Below are 17,029 nucleotides of genomic sequence, written 5' to 3'. Positions count from 1 at the left end.
CTCATGCCGCGAATGACAGATGGTGCTGGATCACGGTGACCGCCATGATGTCGAAGATACCCCCGGTGTCCGTGTACTTGAGATCCGCCAGTTCCTCGTAGCGCTCTCGTTCATCATAAGCGGTCTGAATCTCGCCGTTCACCTGCCAGCGATAGGCGCCTTCGAGATAGATGCGGTCGTCCCGGTGGGCCGTGACGGTGCTGCGAATGGCCAGGTCGGCGACTTTCTCCTCCGTGACCTGCTTGATGTAGAGCGCTTCCTCGTCGCTGATGTCGAACCTGGCTTGGATCTCCGCGATCATGTCCTGAACGGACACCTTCTTCGGGGGCGGGCCAGCGCCCTTCTTCCCCGTGCCCGGTTTGAGTTTGACCGTTCCTCCGCCACTTTCTACGCCCTGATACTCAACAGCGGCCTTGATGACTTCCGTCTGGCGAATCTGCTTCATCAGCTCCGACACACTGCCTGCCTTGATGAGCTGCGGGCCGACGTATTCGGCAAACGTGGCGAGTTGCCTGATCTCCGGCGCAAAGGTGAAGAAGCACGTGAGGAAGTGAAAGCTCTTCACGAAGCGGGCGAGCAGGTAAACGAACTCCTTGCGTTCTTCCCGGTCGGTGAGCTTCGCCTGAAAGCGGGTCCGCAGCGCATTGACCGAGAACTGCACCTGGGCATCCGTGCCGGTCGCGAGCAGTCTTGCGAGATCGGCGGCATCCTTCTGTGTGAACACCCCCGCAGCCAGAATCTCGGCGTGTAACCTCGGGCAAAGCTCCTGGTCCGGCTCTTCCGGCTCGAACGGAGTGCCTTTTCGGTACTTGACGAACGCCTTGAGGATCGCTTTGGCGTTGTTGGTGAAGTCCACGACCACGACACGATCCTTGCCTTCGTGGCAGCGGTTCAGGCGTGACAGCGTCTGAACGGCGTTTCGGTCCACGACGGGCTTGTCGAGGAACATGCCGGCCAGCAGGGGTTGATCGAACCCGGTCTGGAACTTGTTGGCCACGACCATCAAGCGGTAGTTGTCGCCTTCAAATCGCTGCTCGATCAGCTCTCCGTCCTTCAACTCATTGACTGCGTGCTCGCTAATCGCCGCGTTGGTTGTCGGATGAACGAAATCCGAGAAGGCGTAGAGCGCCTTGTAGGCTGCGCCGCGCTCTTTGAGTTTCTCCTTGATGATCTGGAAATAACGCAGCCCGGCGACGCGGGAGGCGGTTACGATCATCGCCTTGGCGCGTCCGCCAATGAGCGGCATCACGTCCTTCTCGAAGATGCGCAGCATCACCTCGGCCTTGTACTGAATCAGCCCATCATCCTGGAAGGCCACGTTCTGGAGCGCCTTGGACACGACCCCCTTGGGATAGAGCTTCTCCTCGTCCAGTTTGGGCACGACCGGGCAATGCAGGTTGTAGAGCGTCTTGTAGGAAATGATGCTGGCCGCCACATCCACGATGTAGCCTTCGGCGATGGCCTCGGCCTCGGAGTAGGTGTCGAACGGTTCGCCGAACAGGGTGACGGTGGCCGGCGCAGGCGTAGCGGTGAACGCAACGATCATCTGATTGAGGTCATGCTCGCGGATGATCTTGGCGAGCTGCTCTTCCGGGTCAACCTCGGGGGCCTCGGCATCAGGTTCGTCAGTTTTGCGGAACGGCAACCGGATGGCTGCGCCCATCTGGCCTTCCTGCGAGCGGTGGGCTTCATCAATCAGGAAAGCGACCCGGAGTTTCTTCAATTCGGGGTTCTTCTCGATCTCGTCCAGCACGTAAGCGAACTTCTGCTGCGTGGTGACAATGATCGGCTTGCGCCCCTTCAAGAACCGCGGCAGGTCTTCGGCCTTCCGCGCCAGACCAACGACATCCTTGAGGTGAGAGAAGTTCTCGATTTCGTCCTTGATATTCGTATCGAGCGATTTCCGGTCTGTGAGGATGAACACCAGGTCGACGAGTTTCTCGCTCGTGCCGGGCTTGAATAGGCTGTGGAGGCGGTCCGCCAGCCAGCACATGGTCAGCGTCTTACCGCTGCCCGCCGAATGATTGACGAGATACTTGCGGCCGATGTCGGCCTTCGCGGCGAATTGTGCCGAGATGTCGTCCGCCACCTTTCGCACCGTGCGGCTCTGGTGGTAGCGCGGGAACAGGGTGAAGGCCGGACGCTCCGGCTTGTCGTCCTCCGCGTCGCGCTGGGGCACGCGGACGAGAAAGAACGAGAGCGCTTCGAGCAACTGGTCCTTCGCCAACACCTCGCGGTAGAGAAACTCTACCGGGTATTCGCTGCCATCTTTGGTGACGGCTTCGTTCGTCAGGCCCGTGTTGTGCCAGCGGAAGTTCTGTTCCCGGCGCGGGTCGGTGGCGGCCATCACGTCGCTCGTGTCGGCGGCGAGGTAGAGGAACGGATGCTGGAAGATCTTGCGTGCGTGGTCGCGGGTGGCGAACTGCGCGACGGCGTCGTGCACGGTCTGGTTCTTCTCGTGTTTCAACTCCAGCGCCACGATGGGCAGGCCGTTGAGGAAGAAGGCGAAATCAATCTCCTGGTTGGTCTCGCCGAAGTAGAAGTGCGGGCGGAAGGTGATGCGGTTCTCACCGTGTTTTGCGACGGCGGCGCTCTCGGCGGAGCGAGGCTTGGGGTAGTAGAGCCGCAACTCGAGCCCACGCACTTTCAGTCCGTGGCGGAGGAGCATCCACAGCGGCGTGTGCTCCAATTCCTTGCGAAGGGCCTTGAACACCTCTTCGCGCGCGTCTGTTCCGTAGTCGTCCGTCAGCTTCTTGAGCGTGTCGCACTGCGTGGCTATGAGGAAGGCCCAGAGCTGGTCTTCGGCAATGAAATGCTCGGTGTCCGTGATGTCGGACTGTTCGAGCACACCATAACGATGCTCGCGAATGAGGAAGTCCTCGATGTGCTGCTGAAAGGTCAGCTCGGGGGTCTTCTTTCGCTTAGGCACCGTCGGTCCCTCCCGCCTTCCCGGATTCGAGCCGGGCACGCGCCAGGCGAACAGCGTCGCGGAGTTTGCGTTCCAGTTCTCGTTTGGGCAGCGCTTCAGCCCAGTAGGACGATACGCGGATGCCGCTTCGCTCCAGATCCAGCAATTCGACCGTTTCGTGCCGCTTGCCCGCGCAGAGGATCAATCCGATGGGCTTGTCCTCGCCATCCTTGCGCTCGTAGCGGTCGAGCCACCTCAGGTACAGCTCCATCTGACCTTTATCGCCGGGCCGGAATTCCGACAACTTCAGTTCGATGGCCACCAACCGCCGCAGAGGGCGGTGATAGAACAGCAAGTCGAGGTAATAGTCCTCGCCGTCCACCGTGATGCGCTTCTGTCGTTCGAGAAAGGCGAATCCGACTCCCAATTCGAGAATGAACGACTCCATCTCGCGGAGAATGGCGGCTTCCATGTCCTTTTCCGCGTAGCTGTCCTTCAGCCCGAGAAAATCAAGCAGATACGGGTCGCGGAAGACGAGATCAGGCGTCAGTTTGTCTTCTTCCCGCAGTTGCTTCAGTTCCAGCGCCGCGAGTTTCTCCGGTTTCCGCGACAGCGCGGTGCGTTCAAACAACATGGAGCCAATCTTCTTCTCCAGCGTACGTGTGCTCCACCGCTCGATCCGGCACATCTCAGCGTAGAAGTCTCGCTTCAACGCGTCATCAAGGTAGATGAGCGTGACGAAGTGTGTCCACGACAATTGTCTCAGCAGTGCCGAGACAATCTGGACATCGGGAAAAGCCTCGACAAAGCGGACCATGTGGCGCAGCGATTTTTCCGAGAAGCCCCGGCCAAACTCCCTCTCCAATTGTCTCCCCAGTGCCGAGACAATTTGCCGGCCATACTCGGCCCGTTTTTCCTTCAAGATGTCTTGGCGGATGCGGCGCCCCACATGCCAGTACAGCGTAGTCAGCCCCGAGTCCACCGCCCGCGCCACGCCCGCGCGGGCTTGGAGAATCAGCTCCCGAACATCCGATATCAGCGCGATTGGCTTTGCGGCGGGCAACGCCACGCTCGCTCGCTTCGTCGGCTTCCGAGGTGTCATGCCATGCGCTCCGTCGGCTGACTTCTCTCGCTGTGCCCTGCGCGCCGCACGTCCTCGTCGGTCACTTGCCGCCGGCCGGTGACGCACTCATGAATCAGCGACTTGCGGTAGGCGGTGAGGGTGGCGATCTGGGATTCGATGCAGCTGACGATGCCCTTCAGTTCGCCGAGTTCCTCTTCAAGGTGAGCGCAAATAGCTTCTTGTTCGGTCAACGGGGGCAACGGAATGGGAAACTCGCCGACCTTGGTGGCGTTCGTGCATGCGAGGTTGGTTGTCTTTTTTCCGGTAGCCTCGAAGTAATCGCGCCCGTACTTGGCAGCAGTGACATAGGCGAGGAACGTCGGCTTCAGCTTGTGGAGGGTGCAACGCACCGCGAAAATGTGGTTTTGGTGCAGGCATCCCGGTATCTCGCCCTTCCACACGTGGCCCCGGCCAAGCTTGTCAAGGTCGCCGCCCTCGGTCATCAACACATCGTTGGGACGAAGCTCGACACCTGCCGCTACGCTGGCGGGAAGTTCAATCACGGACACGTCCGCCAGATCGAGGTGGCCGTCCTGCACATTGCCGACACGCAAGTACGGACGCTCGATGAGCGGCCCGTCGTATTGCTTACCGAGAGTGAGGCCGCCCTGAATTTCAGCGATGCGCTTGAGGCAGACAAGTCTCCAACCACGCGGAATGCTCTCCATCCACGCATTGCCGGTCGATTCCAGAACGACGCGGTCTGAGATGCCGCGTGTGACAGCACGTTGAATGATGGCCTTGCGGAGTGCGTCGAGGGTGTCGAGTTGACGGCGCTTGGCGGTGACCGCCGCGTCAATTGCTGCGCAACTCGCATCCAGATACGCCGCGATGCGCTGTTGCTCGGGCAAGGGCGGTAGCGAGACCGCTATGGCGTTGAATTCCTTGTCCCCAACTGCGGGATAGCCAACACCGGTTGCTGCCGCCTCTAAATACTGGCGCGCGTTCTCGGATATAAGGTGGTAGTAGGCGAATTGCGGTGACAGCCTGCTCGGTTGTGGCTCCACGACATTGAAGCCGGTTGAACATACGAAGTGTGGCGGAGCATCCGGAAAGAAGGCGACAGCCTGCAGATTCGGCCTCACTGATGAAATCACGGTACTCCCGGCAGCCACCCCTCGCCGCGCGCGCGACGGCGCATCTTCGAAACGAAGTCGTTCGATGGCATTCGGGTCAACGATGCCGTGGTAGTCGACGTTCGAGATCTCAAGGTAGTCGAACTCGTAGTCGGGGTCTGTCCCAGCGGACAGCGCGACCGCGTTGATCGCAGCGACGTCCTTAAGGCGATCGCTTGCCCAGCCCGTCGGGACACCACTCATTTCGCCAACCCCTCCAGCATCTTCTCCGCCTCCCTCTCCAGCTTCCAAAACTCCGCGAGCAACTCTTTCGCGGGCGTGGGCGGCTGGTAGCGGTAGACATGCTTGGTCACGGAGTGCCCCGTTCGGGAAGAACCGCCCGCACGACAATTGTGCGTCTTCTTCTCCGTCACCGCCCGTTCATACGTACCGGCCTTGATCTGGTTGAGCAGGACGTTGCGGGACCAGCCGAACCGGGCAGTGGCGCGGAGGTAGTAGAGCAACTCTGGCGGGGATTTAATCCTGCCGAGAAGAAGGACGTGATGTCCCCAAGGGACAGGCGCCGCCAATTCTCGCACAGCTTGTGCGAGAATTGCCTCACTGGAATACACCATGTGGAGTTGGCGCATCCGCCAGACGTTTGCCAGAGAGAATCCGCGCATTTCCGGAAACGCGCGTCGCAAGTCCGCCGCCACCATTTGCACGACAGCATCGCCCCAGCCCAGCGTCTGTTGTTTCTCCACGATTTCGCGCCCGATGTCCCAGTAGAGCAGGATCAGGTCGCGGTTCACGGCCCGCGCCACCGAGATGCGGGCGAAGTTCACCCGCATCTTCAGGTCCTCGATGAACTGCCGGTATTCCGGCGAGGTCATCACGGTCGGGGCGTTTGCGTTTTTCATTGAGCCAGCCCCTCCAACATCTTCTCCGCCTCCTTCTCCAGTCGCCAAAACTCCTCCAACAAGTCCTTCGCGGGCGTGGGCGGCTGGTAGCGGTAGAAGTACTTGTTGGGCAGGATTTCGTATCCGAGCTGCGGGCTGTCCTCCCAGCGGATGATGGGCTTGGCTATTTCCCGCTTCAGAAACGTCTCGATGTCCTCGCCGTGCGGGATGTATTCGTCGTCCTGGACGTAGTGCCGGTGCGTCCATTCGACGGAGAGAATCTCCGGCCGGTCGCCCAGGGCCGCTTTCACTTTCTTCGCGGCGCCGTCGCCCGGCTTGAGGACGAACTCCACGATCTTCTCTTTGTTATCCGCCTTCACGCGCACGCGGAAGGTGAGGTCGCTGTCGTAGAAGGCCTGCTCCTTGGCGAGGTTGGCGGCGGTGAATGCTTTCTCGTAGGGCTCGGTAATGATGGCCGGCTTGTCGTGTTCGTCGGTCTGCCAGAAAACCACCTTGACCTTATGGAACGCAAAGTCCTTCTCGCGAAACAGCTTCACGTGCTCATCGTCAAAGCCAGGCTTCCAACCCTTCTGGTAACGCTCCTCGATCCACTCCCGGTGCACCTCGGTCATCCTGTTGCGCTTATTGCCGAACGACTTCGGCTCCTTCTCGAATTGCAGGCGGGCGTCGATGAGCATCACGCGCCTGCGATGGCCGGCTGGCTTCTCGTTTCGCAGAAGCCAGATGTAGGTGAAGATGCCGGTGTTGTAGAAGAGCTGGTCGGGCAGCATGACGATGGCGTCGAGCCAGTCGTTCTCCAGAATCCAGCGGCGAATCTCGCTCTCGCCTGAGCCGCAGTCGCCATTCGAGAGCGGCGAGCCGTTGAAGATGATGGCAAGGTGGCTGCCGCCTGCCTGCGCCGAGGCTTCGGCAGGCAAGCCCTTCTTCGGTGTCTGCATCTTGGCCAGCATGGTCTGCAGGAACAGCAGCGCGCCGTCGTTTACCCGCGGCATGCCGGCCTGGTAGCGGGTCTTCTCCAGTTTCCGGGCTTCCTTCTCATAGCCGTCCTTGCCGCCCCAGGTGACGCCGAAAGGCGGATTGCTGAGCATGAAGTCGAATTGGAACTTGGTTTCGGGAAGCTGGTCGCCCGGCTCTTTGCTGTGCGCCTCGTGGGGGATGAGCGAGTTGCCGAGGAAGACCTTGGCCTGCTGGTCGTTCTTGATGAGCAGGTCGGCCTGACAGATGGCGTAGTTCGTCGGGGACAGTTCCTGCCCGTGGACAGTGACGAACTTCTCGACGTTGTCTCGCTGTGCGGGTGTGCCGGCGCGGTCGAGCAGGTGTTCCTTGGCCACGGACAACATGCCGCCCGTGCCGCAGGCGGGGTCGTAGATCGAGACGTGCCGGTCGGGGATCGGAATCTCCAGCAACTCGACCATCAGCCGGATGACTTCGCGCGGGGTGAAGTGTTCCCCGGCCTCCTCGCCGCTTTGTTCCGAGAAGCGTCGCAGCAGCTCCTCGTAGATGTAGCCCATCTCGAGACCGGAAAGATGGTCCGGGCCAAGCTCCAGTTCCTTGTACTGATTCAGGATTGGGGCGAGCCGGTTGTTCTTCACCATCGTGGCGATGGTGGCCCGGTAATTGAAGTGCTCGATGATGTCGTCAACGTTCTTGGAGAAACCGTTGATGTAGGCGCGGAAGTTCTCTTCCAGCAGCGTGTGATCTTCCTCATAAACCCTGCGCAGCGTCCATTTGGTCTTGTTCGAAAAGGGCGACTGCTGGGGATTGAGTTCGAGTTCCTTAACCAGCTTGGCAAGCTCCTTCTCGGTGAGCTTGGGCCGCCTGGCCAACACCTCGGCGCTCTTGGCCTCGCGCCAGGCCAGCAGCACGCATTCCAGCCGCCGGATGACGATGATCGGGAGGATGACGCTCTGGTATTCGTACGCCTTGAACTTGCCGCGCAGGCGCTCGGCAGATTTCCAGATGTCGCCGGTAAGATTGTCGAGCTTGGGTTTATTGAGCGAGAGCGCCATCGTTCAATGAACTCCTTGCTTCTGTTTCGCCCCTGGATGCCGGCTTTCGCCGGCATGACGCGAAAAAAGGGTCATTCGGGCGGTCCGCCGGAATCCAGATCAGATTGACGTGGGCCGTGGCCCGAGCACCAGAACAGCCGCAACGTGTCCGCTCGCGGCGGCGCTCTCAATGGTACCTGGCAAGCCCGTGTCGGTCCAATCGCCCGCCAGCACGAATCCTGCGAGGTTCGTCTTTGCGCCCGGTCGAGGCGGCTCGCCTGGCGCGAGCGAAAAGGTGGCACGCCGCTCCCGCACGACCGTCGCGTGTTTCAACGTCGCGGCGCGGGCCGCTGGTATGCCGTCGCAAAGTTCGCTCAGGGCGAGCGCCACAAGTTCGGCGTTGCCGCGCGAGACGATGTCGGACGCGCCGCTCGAGACCAGGGAGAGATGGGTCGCGGCCTCCCCGAGAATCAGGCGCTTCTCGAAGATCCACTGCATCGCGCGACCGGGCAGTCCCACGAATGGCGTCTCGAGCACGGCCCGGTCGAGCCAGAGATTCACTGTGACGATCGGATACGAGCCCATCCGGCTGGCGTTATCCAGAACGTCAGTCAGTTCTGGCAGCCGCCTGTCGAACAGATCGGCCAGCGCAAACCACGGCACCGCCGACACAACGGCACCGGCGCGATGCTCGCCGCCGCTCCGGACGCGGACACCGACTGCTCGCCCGCCGTCGACGATCACCTTTGCGAGGGCGTTGGTGCGCACTTCCCCGCCTCGCTGTTCGATGAACTGCCGGGCGGGCTCAGCATAGGTCTCGGCGAGCGCGCGCGCGGGAAGCCCGAGTGCCGAGGCCTGCGGGTCGCGACCGAACATCTCGGCGAGCACCCGGGCAAACGTCGGCGCCGCGGCTTCGTGCGCCGGCTGATTGAGTGCGGCCAGCGCAAGCGGCTCCCACAACATCTCGCGGAGGCGGCGGCGCTGCCCATTGCGGACGAGCCAGTCTTCGACCGTCTCTTCGGGCGAGGCCGCAATCCTGTCGGTGCGGCCGCGCAGTTGCTGCTGCGTCATCCTGATCACGGGCCCCATCCGGAGCGCCGACAGCCGATCGGTCCACGACAGCGCGTCCCACTCCATCAAGCCGGCAAGCAGATGAAACGGCGCGGGTAATGCGGGGCAACTCAACGTAGTCCGAACCCCTGCCGGATCGACGTACGGCACTTCCAGCGACGGTTGTAGACGAACAGATGATTCGGCGCCGATCCGCTTGAGGAAGGCAAACGACTCGCGATAGCAGCCCAGGAGGATATGCTGGCCGTTGTCAACGATCTCGCCCGTGGTGGGGTCATGGTGCGACGAAGCCCGGCCCCCGAGAGCGGGGCGCGCTTCAACGACCAGCACGCGGGCGCCCTGCTCGACGAGCGCCGTAGCGGTGCTCAACCCTGCCACGCCTCCGCCGATGACGATCACGTCGAACGTGTGGTCGCTCATCTCGGTTCGGCGCCAGCCATGGAGCGTTCGACGGGAAGGCCAAGCATGGACTGCGTCCATACCTTTGCGGCAAGAAACGCCTTGCGCCAGCGCGGAGCGCGGATGGCCGGCCCGAACACGGCGTATCCGCTGCGCTCGATGCGCCGCAGGAGATCGAAGTAGATGGCGCCCATGATGCGCGCCGCCACGAGACGGCGCGCGTCGATTGGAGGCAGCGCAAGGGCAGCGCGCCTGTAGTAGTCGCGGGCCTTCTCCGCCTCGAGCGTCAGAAGACTCCGCACCGGCCCCGATACCACGCCGGCGCGCAACGCGTCCTCGGTCACGCCGCAGCGGGCCAGATCGTCCTGAGGCAGATAGAGTCTCCCAATACCCAGATCCTTGCCGAGATCCCTGAGGATATTGGTCAACTGGAGCGCCACGCCGAGATTGAGCGCGTACTCCCGGCAGCGGGCATCTTTGTAACCGAAGATCTCGATGCAGATCAGGCCCACGGCCGACGCCACCCGAAGGCAGTACTGGTGGAGATCGTCGAAAGTGGCATAGCGGCGCTCGTCGAGGTCCATCTCCACGCCGTCGATCACGTCTTCGAAGGCCCGGCGCGGCAGATTGAACGCCGAGATGTGCGGCACGAGGTTTCGCGCGACGGTCGTTTCGAGCGGCCCGCCATCGAACGACGCCGCGAGTTCGCGGCGCCACTTGGCCAACTCCGCCACCGCGGTTGTTCTCGCGACTACCCGGTCGGCGTTTCCTGCCTGCTCATCGACCGCATCGTCGACGGCGCGGCAGAAGTCCCACACGGCCATGATGGCGCGACGCTGGTCGCGCGGCAGCACGACGAAGGAGTAGTAGAAGCTAGTGTCGCGTCTGGCCATGTGATCGGCTCAGCCCTTCGATTCGTGAACTCGACAACGAGACTGGGGACGGTTTCAAGACCTGCGTGAGCGGCCTGTTCTACGGCCGCAAGAACGGGTCTTGAAATCGGTTTTACTCACTCAGGACGTTGTGCTGAGCGAGCATTTTCCACCGGATCGGCTCGCAGGAACCAGGCAACCGTACTTGCGAGTCGAAGCACTCAGTTTCCCGGGTGTGACGCGCGCCACGTAAACGCGCCCCACGCGAGCGCGGGGATGTCGCTCGGCCCGAGCGTGGGCCGTTTTGTGAACACATCGAAGCTGTCGCGTTCGAGCGCATCGAGAATGCGCCGGCCGCCGAGCCATGTCATCCGCAGTTCGAAGCGGAAACGGCCGGTGACGCCATCGCAGACGCGCCGGCCATCGTCGTAGAGCGCCCGTGTGCGGTCGGCCATCAACGACAGCACGCTGCGCCAGTTCACGGTGAAACACTGCCTCTCGAGGTCCTTCGCGAGCGCGCCGAATGAGCGCATGTCGGAGAGTGGCACATACAGCCGGCCCTTTCGCCAGTCGCGTGCGACATCCTGCCAGAAGTTGGTGAGCTGCAACGCAGTGCAGACCGCATCGGACGCCCGATCGAGGTCCTCGTTGTCGTGGCCCGCAACACGGAGGACGAGTCGCCCGACCGGATTGGCCGACCGGCGACAGTAGTCGAGCACGTCCGGCCAGGACTCATAGCGGGTCGTCGTCACGTCCTGGCGAAACGCGCTCAACAGATCTTCGAACAGGCCGACCGGCAGTGCGCGCTCGCGAATCGTGTTGGCAAGCGCCACGAAGATGGCATCAGCCTCCGACGTGCCGTCGTGCACATCCCGAGTGGCGGATGACCTGAGCCGCAGGAGCCAATCGTCGAGACGCGCCAGGCGCTCATCGGCGGCTAGCACGCCTTCATCGGCGAAGTCGTCCGCCGTGCGGGCGAAGGCGTAGATTGCCGCGATATGCGGGCGCATCGGACGCGGCAGCAGGTACGACGCCACCGGGAAGTTCTCGTAATGCGTGCGGGCGAGGCGCTGGCAGATCGTGTAGGCCTCGCCGACGTTCACCACTCGACCTCGGGCATGCCAGCCCGGCGGTTCGCGGCCCGGGCCATGACAAAGAGCAGATCGGAGAGACGATTGGCGTAGGCCAGAAGCGTGGGTTCCAGAACACCAAGCGCCACCATGCGACGTTCGGCGCGGCGAAAGACCGTCCGCGCGAGGTGGAGCGCGGCACCGGTCATGGCGCCTCCAGGAAGGATGAAGCGACGAAGCGGCGTGAGTTCCTCCTCGAGTTGGTCGATCCAGCCCTCGAGCCGCGCCACGTCCTGCTGTCCGACCGCGGCCTTTTCCACACGCCCGGCAATGCGCTCGGTCGGATCCGCCAGCCGGGATCCGAGCGCAAACAGATCGCGCTGGATCTGAACCAGCATGTCGTCGAGGTCCGAGTCGAGGCCAGAAGCCCGCGCTAGACCGAGCACGGCGTTGGCTTCGTCGACTTCGCCATAGGCGTCCACACGCGGGTCGGATTTCGCAATTCGGGTGCCGTCGAAAAGACTTGTGGTTCCCGTATCGCCAGTTCGAGTGTAGATCTTCATGCCGCTTGGATTATAAGTGTGTTGGAAGAGTATGCCCAAGAGAACCACGCTCCCGTCACGCCCTCAGGCCGGCCGGCTGCCAGAACCCGGCCTGCGGCAGAAGTTCCGGCGAGAACTGCTGGACTGGTACGACCGGAACGGCCGCGACCTGCCCTGGCGCGAGACCGACGATCCCTACCACATCCTGGTGTCGGAGGTGATGCTCCAGCAGACGCAGGTCGACCGCGTCTTGCCAAAGTACGAGGAGTGGCTCGAGAAGTACCCGTCGTTTGACGCGCTGGCCGCGACGCCGGAAGACGAGGTGGTCAAGACGTGGTACCCGTTGGGCTACAACATCCGCCCGCGTCGCCTGCACGCCATCGCCCGCGAGGCCGTTGTGAACTATGGCGGCGAGCTGCCGTCCGACCCCGCGACGCTGCTGTCGTTCAAGGGTATCGGTCCCTACACAGCCGGAGCCGTGCTGAGCTTTGCGTTCAAACAGCGGGCCGCGATTCTCGACACCAATATCGCACGGGTCCTGTTCAGAATCTTCGTAAGCCGCGGCGATTCCACAACGCACCGGATAAAGAAACACCTTTGGTCGCTCGCCGACATCACGATGCCCCACAAACGCGTCTTTGATTTCAACCAGGCGCTCATGGACTTCGGCGCGATGGTGTGTGTCGCGCGGAAGCCAAAGTGCTCCGAGTGCACCATGTCGTCGATGTGCCGCTCATACCCGTTTAGCCCGGCGCGCGACGCGCGTGCGAAAATGAGACTGAAATGAGAATGAGCGATCGGCGGCACGTGCTCGTCACGGCGGCAGTCATCGAGCGAGACGGGGCGTTCCTGATGACGCGCCGGCTCGAGGGCACGCATCTGGCCGGACATTGGGAGTTTCCGGGCGGCAAGTGCCACCAGAACGAGACGCTCGAGGCCAGTTTGATCCGGGAGATCAAGGAGGAACTCGATGCTGAAATAGATGTAGGCGTCGAGCTTCTCGCCACCACACACGAGTACCCGGAACGCACGGTTGAGTTGCGCTTCTTCCGGTGTGAGTTGAGAAGCGACCCGCGGCCGGTCCTTGGACAGAAGATACGCTGGGTGTCGCGCTCGGAACTCGGCAGCTTTCCACTCCCGCCGGCCGACTACGAACTGGTGCGGAGACTCATCGCCGGAAAGATCTAGACGAACGGCAGTGCAGTGACGGTCGCAGCGAGGCTCGCATCGCCGTGCGCGACGGTAATACGACTGCCGGGCGCGATGTGGTCGCGGTGGACGTATCCGAGCGCAATCGGCTTTCCCAGCGCCGGTGAGTGCGCGGCGCTGGTCACGTGTCCAACATCCTTCCCGTCAACGAGCAGCCTGTCCCCGGGCGACGGCTCGGCATCGCCGTCAATGGCGAGGCCGACCAGTTTGCGGACAATCCGCCCGTGCCCGCGATCGCGAATGCGGACGATGACCTCCTGGCCGGGGTAGCAGCCCTTGGTCGAGCTGATGGCCAGTGCTTCGATGCCCGCCTCGAGCGGAATCGTGTCGTCGGTCATGTCGACGAGAAACAACGGCGTCCCGCTCTCGATGCGAAGTGTTTCAACGACCTCGTCATCCGGCACGATTGCGCCAGATGCGGAGATGGCCGCAGCCAGTGCGGGCAGTCGACTCGGCGGCGCAAGAATCAGGAATCCGGGCAGGCCGAATTCGTCGACGCGTGCCAGGATGCCTACCTCTTTGTCGAGGTCGATTCGCCGGTTCTGAAACGCGGGCCAATCCGCCAAATCGCCAGTGAGTTTTGTCGGCTCACTTCCCGGTCGACCCCCCAACGCCCGTCGAACCATCGCCGCGGCCAGTGGCCCCTGGACGCTCACGCATCCGAGCTCGTCGGTCAGATCTCCCAACTGCACGTCCTCACTGAAGATCAGCTGGTCGAGCCTGGCAACGAGCATGTCCTTGACGGCGCCCGGCACCTCCAGCAGCGTCGCGTCCCCCAGCTCGAAGACGCGCATATCGGTCACCATCCGCCCAAGCGGTGTCAGCAGCGCGGCGTAGCATCCCGAGCCCGGACCAAGCGCCACAATGTCGTTTGTCAAAAGGGCCTGCAGGAACGACTTCCGGTCGTTGCCCCGCACGGCAATGCGGCCACGGTGGTGCCGATCGAGGAGGGCGGCACCCCCACGAACGTCCGTGTATTGGCGTATCTGGTCGGGTGAAAGCATGGTTCGACGCGACAGGTTTCGTCGCACAATTTGCTGATATGCTCAGTCTCGTTATGGCTCGATTCCATTCTATCCTTGCCGCAGTCCTCATCCTAGGAACCGCGTCACAGGCGCCAGCACAGCCTCCCCCGGCACCCGGGCAGGCAACGCCCGCCAACTTCACGGTCTTCCTGTCGGGTGCGGCGATAGGCTCCGAGCAGGTCACCGTCACGGCATCGGCAGAAGGGTGGACAATCCGGGCCACGGGCCGGCTTGGCGTGCCGATCAGCCTGTCGACCGCCCGTTTCGAACTCCGCTACGACCGCGACTGGAAGCCCCTCTCTCTCGAAATTGACGCGACGTTGCGCGGGCAGCCGCTGGTGCTCAAGACGGCGTTCGCGAACGGGAAGGCCACGAGCAGCATCATCCAGGGCGGTCAGGAATCACAGAAGACCGATGTCGTGGCGGCCGACACGGTCGTGCTGCCGAACATGGCTTTCGGCGCGTTCGAAGCGCTTGCGCTGCGACTGGCGTCGGTCAGTTCCGGAAGCCAGATCAAGGCCTACATTGCGCCGCAGGTTGAAATTGTCATCCGCCTCAACAGCATCGTCGACGAACGCATTCAGACGACGGCGCGGATGATTGCCGCGAAGCGGTATAACCTCGCGATGGTCAACCCCAACTCGACGTTGGCGGCTGAGGTATGGGTGGACGAAAGCAGCAGGTTGGTTCGCTTCCGCGTGCCGTCCCAGGGGCTCGACGTGGTCCGCGACGATATCGCGGCGGTGTCGTCGCGCGTCGAGCGGATGGCGCGACAGACAGACGAGCAGGCGCGGATCCAGGCCAGCGGCTTCACGCTCGCCGCAACCGTCTCCAAGCCGGCCACGACGGGAACCGGCGCTGCCATCCTGTGGCCGGCGGTGATCCTGGTGCCGGGATCCGGTCCGGGTGATCGCGACGAAACCGTCGCCGGGGTGTCCATCTTCGCGCAGCTGGCCAATGCGATTGCCGACGCCGGCTTCCTGGTGATTCGTTTCGACAAGCGCGGTGTCGGGCAGAGTGGCGGCCGCGACGAATCGGCGACCATCGTCGACTTCTCAGACGATGTGCGCGCAGTCGTGAAGTACCTGGAAAAGCGAAAGGACGTTGATCCCAAACGCATCGCGCTCATCGGCCATAGCGAGGGCGGATTTGTCAGTATGCTGGCGGCATCCGAGGAGAAGAAGAAGATTGCTGCGCTCGCGCTCATCGCCACGTCGGGCACGACCGGCGCCGACCTTGTGCTCGAGCAACAGCGTCACACGCTCGATGGGATGAACCTGCCGGATGACGAGAAGCAGCGGAGAGTGGATCTACAGAAGAGGATCCAGGCGGCGGTCATCAGTGGCAACGGATGGGAGGCAATCCCACCGGCGTACAAGAGGCAGGCCGACACCGCGTGGTTCAGGAGTTTCCTGACGTTCGACCCGGCCAGGATCATGCGTAAGGTGGCGCAGCCGACGCTCATCCTGCAGGGCGATCGCGATCGGCAGGTGACTGCTCAGCACGGTCAACTGCTGGTCGGCATGGCCAAGGCACGCAAGAACGACCCGGGCTCGGAGCTTTCCGTGGTGGAAGGCATCAATCACCTGCTGGTGCCGGCTGTGACCGGGGAAGTGGACGAGTACTCGTCGCTACAGGACCGGACCGTCAGCCCCAAGCTCATCGGCACGCTGGTCGGCTGGCTGAAGGACAAGCTGCATGTGGATACTGCGCGCCCCGGGCGTTGATCCCGAGAACGCTTTGACGTTCCGGCTGATGCCGGGCCACATCAAGACGGCCGGCCGATCGTCGCGGTCGGACTTCGTCATCGATGCGCCGCTTGTGTCGAGGCTGCACTGCCGGTTCACGGTGTCGGCCGAGGGCACAGTCGAGGTGCGGGATCTCGACAGCACCAACGGCACGTGGGTCAATGGCGAGCGGGTGCAGCAAGCGACGCTCGCCGAGGGTGCGGTGTTGAAGATCGGGCGCGCCGAACTGATGCTCGAGCGCGACCATCCGATCACTCAGTCCTGAAGAAACGGGTTGCTCCGCCTCTCGTCGCCGATCGTCGTCTGCGGCCCGTGACCCGGGTAGACGACGGCGGCATCCCCGAAGCCAAAGAGCACCGTCCGAATCGAGTTGATAAGCATCTGCGTGTCGCCGCCCGGCAGATCGGTCCGGCCGATCGACCCCGCAAACAGCGTGTCGCCAACAAAGATCTCGCTGCCGGCCGTGCCGGTGGCGCCAACCTGCAGGGCCACGCCGCCCGGGCTGTGGCCTGGCGTGTGGTGCACGTGCACCTGGTAGTTGCCAAACATCAGCGGCACGCCGACCTGATAGAAGAAGTCCGGCTTTGGAGGAGGCTCGACCTTGTAGCCAAACATCAGCCCCTGCTGGACGGCGCTGTCGTAGAGGAACAGGTCGTCGCGATGAAGTCCGATGGGCGCACCGGTAGCCGCCTTCAACCTGGCGACGCCGCTCACGTGATCCATGTGGGCGTGCGTCAGCAGGATGTATCGGACGCTCAGCCGACCGAGGTCGATGAGGTTGATGAGCTCCTGCGCCTCGTCGCCGGGGTCGATGACGACGGCCTCGCGAGTGGTCTCGCAGCCAAGCAGGAAGCCATTCTTGAAGAACGGAGCGACGGCGCGGGTTTCGAGGAGCATGGGAAACAGAATACAGGAGTCAGGGGCGCGATTGATCGCGCCCGGATCTGACGAGAGACGGTCCCTCCGCGTCCCCGCTCACGCAAGCCGGGTGGAGTAGGCCCCAGTCCGCCGTGGAATCACGCACGGACCAGCAACCCCTCGTCAAACCGTACGTGCGGATTTCCCGCATACGGCTTCCCTCGACGTTCACCGAGTATGC

General features: G+C 62.7%; 15 protein-coding genes. 4 read left to right on the top strand and 11 right to left on the bottom strand.

Going from position 1 to position 17,029, the window contains the following annotated elements; all coding sequences use genetic code 11:
• Nucleotide 1: 1 nt before the first annotated feature.
• From NT151_04810 to NT151_04770, 9 genes are all read right to left on the bottom strand, one after another.
• Entirely contained in the window at nucleotides 2-2,929 is a 2,928-nt protein-coding gene (locus NT151_04810) for a DEAD/DEAH box helicase family protein (protein ID MCX6538242.1), read from the bottom strand.
• The gene (locus tag NT151_04805; protein ID MCX6538241.1) at nucleotides 2,922-4,010 is read right to left on the bottom strand and encodes a PDDEXK nuclease domain-containing protein; all 1,089 of its coding nucleotides are present in this window, start codon (nucleotides 4,008-4,010) and stop codon (nucleotides 2,922-2,924) included. The genes NT151_04810 and NT151_04805 overlap by 8 nt, the downstream gene beginning before the upstream one ends.
• Nucleotides 4,007-5,350: a restriction endonuclease subunit S gene (locus NT151_04800; protein ID MCX6538240.1), complete on the bottom strand. Its 1,344-nt coding sequence runs from the start codon at nucleotides 5,348-5,350 to the stop codon at nucleotides 4,007-4,009. The genes NT151_04805 and NT151_04800 overlap by 4 nt, the downstream gene beginning before the upstream one ends.
• A complete protein-coding gene (locus NT151_04795; GenBank protein ID MCX6538239.1) occupies nucleotides 5,347-6,006 on the bottom strand; it encodes a DUF1016 N-terminal domain-containing protein in 660 nt (219 codons plus the stop codon). The genes NT151_04800 and NT151_04795 overlap by 4 nt, the downstream gene beginning before the upstream one ends.
• On the bottom strand, nucleotides 6,003-8,015 hold the full coding sequence (locus tag NT151_04790) for a class I SAM-dependent DNA methyltransferase (GenBank protein ID MCX6538238.1): 2,013 nt from the start codon (nucleotides 8,013-8,015) through the stop codon (nucleotides 6,003-6,005). Before NT151_04790 ends, NT151_04795 begins: the two co-directional genes overlap by 4 nt.
• Before the next feature lie 99 nt (nucleotides 8,016-8,114).
• The gene (hpnE, locus tag NT151_04785) at nucleotides 8,115-9,485 is read right to left on the bottom strand and encodes a hydroxysqualene dehydroxylase HpnE (protein ID MCX6538237.1); all 1,371 of its coding nucleotides are present in this window, start codon (nucleotides 9,483-9,485) and stop codon (nucleotides 8,115-8,117) included.
• A complete protein-coding gene (hpnD, locus tag NT151_04780) occupies nucleotides 9,482-10,357 on the bottom strand; it encodes a presqualene diphosphate synthase HpnD (protein MCX6538236.1) in 876 nt (291 codons plus the stop codon). The genes hpnE and hpnD overlap by 4 nt, the downstream gene beginning before the upstream one ends.
• A gap of 200 nt (nucleotides 10,358-10,557) precedes the next feature.
• Entirely contained in the window at nucleotides 10,558-11,439 is an 882-nt protein-coding gene (gene hpnC, locus NT151_04775) for a squalene synthase HpnC (protein ID MCX6538235.1), read from the bottom strand.
• Complete coding sequence (locus NT151_04770; GenBank protein ID MCX6538234.1) at nucleotides 11,436-11,969, bottom strand: cob(I)yrinic acid a,c-diamide adenosyltransferase; 534 nt, start codon at nucleotides 11,967-11,969, stop codon at nucleotides 11,436-11,438. The genes hpnC and NT151_04770 overlap by 4 nt, the downstream gene beginning before the upstream one ends.
• 31 nt (nucleotides 11,970-12,000) lie before the next feature.
• Here NT151_04770 and NT151_04765 point away from each other — a divergent pair, with 31 nt between their 5' ends.
• Both NT151_04765 and NT151_04760 read left to right on the top strand, forming a co-directional pair.
• A complete protein-coding gene (locus tag NT151_04765; GenBank protein ID MCX6538233.1) occupies nucleotides 12,001-12,735 on the top strand; it encodes an A/G-specific adenine glycosylase in 735 nt (244 codons plus the stop codon).
• Entirely contained in the window at nucleotides 12,732-13,136 is a 405-nt protein-coding gene (locus NT151_04760; GenBank protein MCX6538232.1) for a (deoxy)nucleoside triphosphate pyrophosphohydrolase, read from the top strand. The genes NT151_04765 and NT151_04760 overlap by 4 nt, the downstream gene beginning before the upstream one ends.
• Here NT151_04760 and NT151_04755 read toward each other — a convergent pair.
• The gene (locus tag NT151_04755) at nucleotides 13,133-14,161 is read right to left on the bottom strand and encodes a hypothetical protein (protein ID MCX6538231.1); all 1,029 of its coding nucleotides are present in this window, start codon (nucleotides 14,159-14,161) and stop codon (nucleotides 13,133-13,135) included. The genes NT151_04760 and NT151_04755 overlap by 4 nt on opposite strands.
• A gap of 38 nt (nucleotides 14,162-14,199) precedes the next feature.
• On the opposite strand from NT151_04755, the gene NT151_04750 reads away from it, so the two are divergent.
• Nucleotides 14,200-15,909 carry an alpha/beta fold hydrolase gene (locus NT151_04750; GenBank protein MCX6538230.1) on the top strand — a complete coding sequence of 570 codons (1,710 nt, stop codon included), beginning with the start codon at nucleotides 14,200-14,202 and terminating at the stop codon, nucleotides 15,907-15,909.
• Nucleotides 15,881-16,195 (top strand): FHA domain-containing protein, encoded by a 315-nt coding sequence (locus NT151_04745; GenBank protein ID MCX6538229.1) that lies wholly within the window; start codon nucleotides 15,881-15,883, stop codon nucleotides 16,193-16,195. Before NT151_04750 ends, NT151_04745 begins: the two co-directional genes overlap by 29 nt.
• Here NT151_04745 and NT151_04740 read toward each other — a convergent pair.
• Nucleotides 16,186-16,827, bottom strand: coding sequence for an MBL fold metallo-hydrolase (locus NT151_04740; GenBank protein MCX6538228.1), 642 nt, complete (start codon nucleotides 16,825-16,827; stop codon nucleotides 16,186-16,188). The two genes, NT151_04745 and NT151_04740, sit on opposite strands and share 10 nt — an antisense overlap.
• Nucleotides 16,828-17,029 lie beyond the last annotated feature (202 nt).

Source organism: Acidobacteriota bacterium, assembly GCA_026393675.1.
Classification (GTDB): domain Bacteria; phylum Acidobacteriota; class Vicinamibacteria; order Vicinamibacterales; family JAKQTR01; genus JBAXOX01.
The sequence above is the reverse complement of the archived record's forward strand: the minus strand, read 5'-3'. Positions and strand labels throughout refer to the sequence as shown.

Bases quoted from the DNA above. Each gene is read 5' to 3' on its own strand.
- NT151_04805 (MCX6538241.1), bottom strand. From the start codon at position 4,010: ATGACACCTCGGAAGCCGACGAAGCGAGCGAGCGTGGCGTTGCCCGCC.
- NT151_04800 (MCX6538240.1), bottom strand. From the start codon at position 5,350: ATGAGTGGTGTCCCGACGGGCTGGGCAAGCGATCGCCTTAAGGACGTC.
- NT151_04795 (MCX6538239.1), bottom strand. From the start codon at position 6,006: ATGAAAAACGCAAACGCCCCGACCGTGATGACCTCGCCGGAATACCGG.
- NT151_04790 (MCX6538238.1), bottom strand. From the start codon at position 8,015: ATGGCGCTCTCGCTCAATAAACCCAAGCTCGACAATCTTACCGGCGAC.
- hpnE (MCX6538237.1), bottom strand. From the start codon at position 9,485: ATGAGCGACCACACGTTCGACGTGATCGTCATCGGCGGAGGCGTGGCA.
- hpnD (MCX6538236.1), bottom strand. From the start codon at position 10,357: ATGGCCAGACGCGACACTAGCTTCTACTACTCCTTCGTCGTGCTGCCG.
- NT151_04770 (MCX6538234.1), bottom strand. From the start codon at position 11,969: ATGAAGATCTACACTCGAACTGGCGATACGGGAACCACAAGTCTTTTC.
- NT151_04765 (MCX6538233.1), top strand. From the start codon at position 12,001: ATGCCCAAGAGAACCACGCTCCCGTCACGCCCTCAGGCCGGCCGGCTG.
- NT151_04760 (MCX6538232.1), top strand. From the start codon at position 12,732: ATGAGAATGAGCGATCGGCGGCACGTGCTCGTCACGGCGGCAGTCATC.
- NT151_04755 (MCX6538231.1), bottom strand. From the start codon at position 14,161: ATGCTTTCACCCGACCAGATACGCCAATACACGGACGTTCGTGGGGGT.
- NT151_04750 (MCX6538230.1), top strand. From the start codon at position 14,200: ATGCTCAGTCTCGTTATGGCTCGATTCCATTCTATCCTTGCCGCAGTC.
- NT151_04745 (MCX6538229.1), top strand. From the start codon at position 15,881: ATGTGGATACTGCGCGCCCCGGGCGTTGATCCCGAGAACGCTTTGACG.
- NT151_04740 (MCX6538228.1), bottom strand. From the start codon at position 16,827: ATGCTCCTCGAAACCCGCGCCGTCGCTCCGTTCTTCAAGAATGGCTTC.